The sequence below is a fragment of the Pluralibacter gergoviae ATCC 33028 = NBRC 105706 genome, from assembly GCF_001598855.1.
In the GTDB taxonomy this organism is placed as follows: Bacteria; Pseudomonadota; Gammaproteobacteria; order Enterobacterales; family Enterobacteriaceae; genus Pluralibacter; species Pluralibacter gergoviae.
In genome coordinates this window covers 1-5,423 of the sequence record NZ_BCZS01000069.1, presented here as the reverse complement: position 1 = coordinate 5,423, position 5,423 = coordinate 1, and the positions used below count along the sequence as shown (strand labels likewise).

General features: G+C 47.2%; 6 protein-coding genes and 2 pseudogenes. All 8 read left to right on the top strand.

Features of this window, described 5'->3' with window-relative positions:
• A partial coding sequence (locus ENGE1_RS25985) for a Tox-REase-5 domain-containing protein (RefSeq protein ID WP_218016963.1) occupies nt 1-472 on the top strand: 472 nt, incomplete at its 5' end.
• Complete coding sequence (locus ENGE1_RS25980) at nt 469-1,242, top strand: Imm52 family immunity protein (RefSeq protein WP_053075269.1); 774 nt, start codon at nt 469-471, stop codon at nt 1,240-1,242. The genes ENGE1_RS25985 and ENGE1_RS25980, both read left to right, overlap by 4 nt.
• A 329-nt stretch (nt 1,243-1,571) precedes the next feature.
• Nucleotides 1,572-1,799 (top strand): annotated as a pseudogene (locus ENGE1_RS25975) (DUF2345 domain-containing protein); the annotation flags it as partial.
• Between the two features lie 138 nt (nt 1,800-1,937).
• On the top strand, nt 1,938-2,549 hold the full coding sequence (locus tag ENGE1_RS28740; RefSeq protein WP_146144443.1) for a hypothetical protein: 612 nt from the start codon (nt 1,938-1,940) through the stop codon (nt 2,547-2,549).
• A 198-nt stretch (nt 2,550-2,747) separates the two neighbouring features.
• Nucleotides 2,748-3,956 carry an IS256-like element ISEc39 family transposase gene (locus ENGE1_RS25970; RefSeq protein WP_048255367.1) on the top strand — a complete coding sequence of 403 codons (1,209 nt, stop codon included), beginning with the start codon at nt 2,748-2,750 and terminating at the stop codon, nt 3,954-3,956.
• A 474-nt stretch (nt 3,957-4,430) separates the two neighbouring features.
• Nucleotides 4,431-4,643, top strand: a pseudogene (locus ENGE1_RS25965) (IS1 family transposase); the annotation flags it as partial.
• 28 nt (nt 4,644-4,671) lie between these two features.
• Nucleotides 4,672-5,121 carry a type VI secretion system baseplate subunit TssE gene (gene tssE / locus ENGE1_RS25960; RefSeq protein WP_048255363.1) on the top strand — a complete coding sequence of 150 codons (450 nt, stop codon included), beginning with the start codon at nt 4,672-4,674 and terminating at the stop codon, nt 5,119-5,121.
• Nucleotides 5,122-5,293: 172 nt separating this feature from the next.
• On the top strand, nt 5,294-5,423 hold a 130-nt coding region (locus ENGE1_RS29385), incomplete at its 3' end, for a type VI secretion system ImpA family N-terminal domain-containing protein (RefSeq protein WP_255265528.1).

Sequence of the window (5,423 nt, the reverse complement as noted above, 5' to 3'; positions counted from 1 at the left end):
CTATGAGGGGATTGAAATCAACGCCGGCGCACGGTCTGAAACGAATGAAGCGCGCTGCCAGATGTGTCCGCCGGAGGGTAAAGTCATGCCGATGGTCAGGCGCTGCGCGCGCTGGAGCAGGGTAACGATAAGCTACCAGACGCGCATCTGCGGCACGTTTTATAATCCTGAAACGCGGCAGATACAGGAGTTTAAATACTGCGGCGTATCGTTTGACGGCTGGAAGGATAAGCTGTGCCAGTTCTGGGAAGCGAAGGCGCGGTATGATCAGTTTTTGATCAGCTCTCGACAAAAAAAACATTGGTGGAAAGGTGACAGGAGTGCTGCGAATCAGGCCGCTCGCCATCAGGCAGTTGCAACAATAAATCAACCATTAAAAGTGGTTTGGATTTTTATGCAGCCAATTAGCTTTGCCTATTTCCAACGGATGTTTATAGGATTTAAAGACATAATAGTAAGGTATCAGCCATGAAACTAGACTTCAGAATTGAGCATGAGTTTGGCCGCAGTGAATCAATAAAACCAGCGGAGCTTGCGACTCTTTTTCAGGGTGTCACAAAACAATTGGATGAACTTTTAGGGACTAAAAGATCATGGTATGAACAAGGATATTCAAGGAAGCAGGCGCTGCAATACAAAATATTTACTGAGGATGGGCTATCCGAAGATGTTCTTGCCCGTTGGGAGAATGAGTATAAAAAAGGCTATCCGAATTGGACTACTGGCATTTGGGATGGTGGGTCTGATGAAGATAGTGCAGGAATAGATTGCTATCCATCATATTCGAGTACCCACCGCAGGGAGAAACCTTTAAGCTTGGTTATCAGTTTTTCTGTAGAGTTGGATCAGACAATATTCAACACTAAAGAAATGATTGACTTTCTGATTTTTTTGTTACATTCAACAGATAATTGCACTTATTCTTGTGTGGAGTCAGGAGGCTATAGCTTTCCCGAGATAATTCCTAAAGAAAATGGATACGATGAAGTATATAAAAAAGTATTTCCCGATAGAATATCTTGCGGATGGATTTTATTTCTACCCGCTATTATTTTACCTGACTTGATTCCAGAAGCGGCCAGTGTTATTCCAGTTCTAAAGGATAACAAACAGATCGGAACGATCATTGTTTCAACCGAAGAAATATTTGATGGAAATAATAAAGAACACATAGGAAAAGCAAATGATATTGAAATAAAACTCTTGGATCTTGGTCTCTTACCGTTGATGACGGAGCTTTAATCCCTGGCACGTGAAATTATCACTCAGTGACGGGAAACGTATTTGCAGTTTATACGGTGCATCCTTTCTGAAGTGGATATTTACTGGCGCACAGCGATAGACGCGGCGGTGGGCGTCGAAGCGATACCGTCACTACCGGGGAATAATACCACTACAAAGCGCCTTGCCTGACCACCTGAGACGATGCCGACCCCAAGCCGGAAACCGAAATCGGGGCCTTCTACGCCCGCATCCGCCACGAGCGGACGTTCAACGGTACTGCCTGCGTACACCTATTCAGCAACGCCTCACATCTCACCGCCGGTCAGGTGCTGCTGAGGTCAGGTTAAGGCCCAGTGGATATGCAGGCGCAGAACGGGAAGCTACAGCTGTTTGCGCAGAAGAAGCTGACGATGGCCTCGACGGAGGACGTGCTGTTCACCGGGAAAAAGCGGATGACGCTGATTGGCGGCGGAAGCTACCTGCGGCTGGAGGCGGGGCGGATAGAGTACGGGACGGTGCGAAGCTATATCCGGCGGGCGCCGCGGACGTTTTTTGCGAAGCGCAATGAGCTGCCGTTTGAGGCACTGGAGCAGGTAACGGCAGTGTAACAACTCTTCGACGGAAAGGTTAAATTTTCAACATGTTGTGAGAGAAATAAAACTGGATTTTGACGGACAATCATATTTGATCGTCACTAAAGAAGGTAAACAGAGTTGGGAATTAAAGGGCACACAATTCCTGAAGCTGATAAAACGGCACACGATATAAAAGTGCCAAACATTATGATTATAACCAGAAAAAATGCTGATGTTTTATTTGTATTAAAAGGCAGTGGAAATGATTCGTTTAGAATAATATCTGCTCAGGAGCTTTGTGATAGTTATAGATATCAATGGTTTGAACCACTTGCAGATAACTATCGAGAGATGATCTATCTTAATGACGAAGAATACATAAAAGATGCCTATAAAGTATTGGCATGGAAAAATATTGAACAATTTTCTTTAGTTGACCGTCCAATGCTTTCCTATCGCAATAAAGGATCTGGTGACTGGAAATATGTCGCAGACGGGGGCGCTGGTTTTTTATTATCTTTGATTAATGGACTTCCTTATTGGTCTGATGCTATTGGACAAATTCCATTTGCTGTAGGAGCATATAGATATTCTCATACAATAGAGGCTACGGTTAAAACTGGAATGACATGGGCAACGGGGAAACCCTGGGATGCGCTCATGCAGAATTCTGACGCATCCAATGAGTATGACAATTTTTTTGTTTTGCGTGGGGCTCTCTATGCAAATAAAAATTTTTTTATACAGTAAAATCAACAGGAAAAACATATCCTCCTGTAGATGTGATTGAGAGTTCGATAGAAATTGATGCTAATACTTTAGGTAAATGCATTACAGTCGAGGAGTTAAATAAATATGGTATTTGGACAAAAATATAGAGACTGTAATTAAAATTGTGTAATTGCCTGTTTTTGATATGTTCACTCCAACAACGGAGACAGGCAAACGATGGACGAAAAGAAACTTAACGCCCTTGCGGCTGAACTGGCCAAAGGCCTTAAAACCGAAGCCGACCTCAACCAGTTTTCCCGCATGTTGACAAAGCTTACCGTCGAAACGGCGCTCAATGCAGAGCTGACTGACCATCTCGGTCATGAGAAAAATGCCCCTAAATCAGGCTCTAATACCCGTAATGGCTACTCGTCAAAAACGGTATTGTGCGATGATGGCGAGATCGAACTTAACACGCCGCGTGACCGTGAAAATACCTTCGAACCGCAACTAATTAAGAAGCATCAGACACGCATCACCCAGATGGACAGCCAGATTTTGTCCCTGTATGCCAAAGGCATGACTACGCGGGAAATCGTTGCCACGTTCAAAGAAATGTACGACGCCGATGTCTCGCCCACGCTGATATCCAAAGTGACCGATGCGGTTAAAGAACAGGTCTCTGAATGGCAAAACCGACCGTTGGATGCACTATATCCCATTGTTTATCTTGACTGTATTGTGGTTAAGGTTCGTCACAGCGGGAGTGTCATTAACAAAGCGGTGTTCCTCGCGCTGGGCATCAATACCGACGGTCAGAAAGAGCTGCTGGGTATGTGGCTGGCAGAAAATGAAGGTGCAAAGTTCTGGCTGGGTGTACTGACTGAGCTGAAAAATCGTGGCCTTCAGGACATCCTGATTGCCTGCGTGGACGGCCTGAAAGGCTTCCCGGATGCGATAAATAGCGTGTACCCGCAGACGCATATTCAGCTCTGCATCATCCATATGGTGCGCAACAGCCTGAAATACGTGTCGTGGAAGGATTACAAAGCTGTCACCAGTGGGCTGAAAGCGGTATATCAGGCCCCGACAGAGGAAGCGGCGTTGATGGCGTTGGATAAGTTTGCAGGCGTCTGGGATGAAAAATACCCTCAAATCAGCAAGAGCTGGCGCACACACTGGGAAAATCTCAATACCTTCTTCGGTTACCTACCGGATATCCGCAAGGCCATCTACACGACGAATGCCATCGAATCGCTGAACAGCGTCATTCGGCAGGCGATAAAGAAGCGCAAGGTGTTCCCAACGGACGACTCGGTGCGAAAAGTGATTTATCTGGCGATACAGTCGGCGTCAAAAAAATGGAGTATGCCAATCCAGAACTGGCGGCTGGCAATGAGCCGTTTTATTATCGAGTTCGGTGACCGCCTTAGCGGCCACCTTTAATACGGCGGCAGTTACACAGAATTATTTACAGGCTCAAAATATAAGCAACCTATTAAAGTTGCGCTGTTTTTTTTGTCTGTTTTTTTTATGACTGGATTTTATACCCTCCTGTCATATATCTATGAGCTGTTTTTTATTGTGCGTGCACATCGCAATATAGGAATGGTTTTCGTTTCTATTTTTTCTTTCTAATTGCTAGTACATCTCTTTTTATTTCAGTATATTTTTCTGAGAAATATAACTTTCCAGTATTTATATTAGTGATTATTTATTTGTTTAATGAGTGGTTCCATATTCATCCGCTCAGAGTGATTTTAATGTTCGTGAGCTTTATTAGTGGCTATGTCATACTCATCTCACTCAAAAAAACAATAAAATTTAGATAAGTGTGGCGGGGAAATGGGTCATGTGAGTCACCTCTATCTGAGAGTTTACTTACTTAGTCGCGTGTCCACTATTGGCGGGTAGGATCAGATCACCAGCGACGACTGGGGCAGCTATGGCCGGGAGGTGCCAAAGGATAAACATCTGACCGGCAAAATATTCACCCAACGCATTGAGCGTAATAACCTGACGCTCCGCACCCGCATTAAGCGGCTGGCTCGTAAAATAATCTGCTTCTCCCGCTCAGTTGAGAACCATGAAAAAGTGATCGGAGCGTTTATCGAAAAACACATGTTCTACTAATTGGATGCACTACCGAGGAGCTTTATTAATGCTATACACTACACCTTCGCTTTATGAAATCCTCTACGGTAATTTTAGCGGAGGATTGGAGCTGCATCAGGTCAGCGAAGAAAACCAGGTCATCCTCTCGGTGCTCGACAACATGCAGCGCATCCTCAACGCCCGGGCCGGGGCGCTGGCGCACCTCCCGGACTACGGCCTGCCGGACATGACGAAAATCCTGCAGGGAATGCCCGGCACCGCCCACCAGCTGATGAGTATCCTCTCTGACGTGCTGCTGAAGTACGAGCCGCGGCTGAGCAGGGTTACGGTGGTGATGCAGGAGCCGACGGTCCCCGGCGAGCTGCGCTACGCCATCGACGCGGAGCTGAAGGGCATCGGCCTGGTGCGCTACGGCACCGACTTTATGCCGGAAGGCAGGGTCCTGCTGCGCCACCTGAAGCAGCAGCAGTACCTGGATAACCGGTCACGACTCTGAGCGGTGACGCAGGCATGACCTCAGCCGGGGCGCCGTTTCTCAGCAAACGCCAGACGCCCCCGCGCTGACTTCCGTACCGGAGACGGACCTTAATGAAGAGACCTTTTTCACCCTGCTCGCGCCGCTGCCGCCTGAGTATATCCCTTATTCCCTTAACCGACGGACACTGCTTATGACCCTGCCTCAGCAACTGAAAACCGGCGGCGACCCGCGCCTGCAGCCGGACTATACCGCCCTGCGCGAGGAGCTGGCGAAGCTCTCGCATCCGGCGCGCCCGGACGTCGACTGGGAGCGGGTGACCT

What these genes read in the sequence shown, in the direction of transcription:
- ENGE1_RS25980 (WP_053075269.1), top strand. Translation starts at nt 469, where the DNA reads ATGAAACTAGACTTCAGAATTGAGCATGAGTTTGGCCGCAGTGAATCA.
- ENGE1_RS25970 (WP_048255367.1), top strand. Translation starts at nt 2,748, where the DNA reads ATGGACGAAAAGAAACTTAACGCCCTTGCGGCTGAACTGGCCAAAGGC.
- tssE (WP_048255363.1), top strand. Translation starts at nt 4,672, where the DNA reads ATGCTATACACTACACCTTCGCTTTATGAAATCCTCTACGGTAATTTT.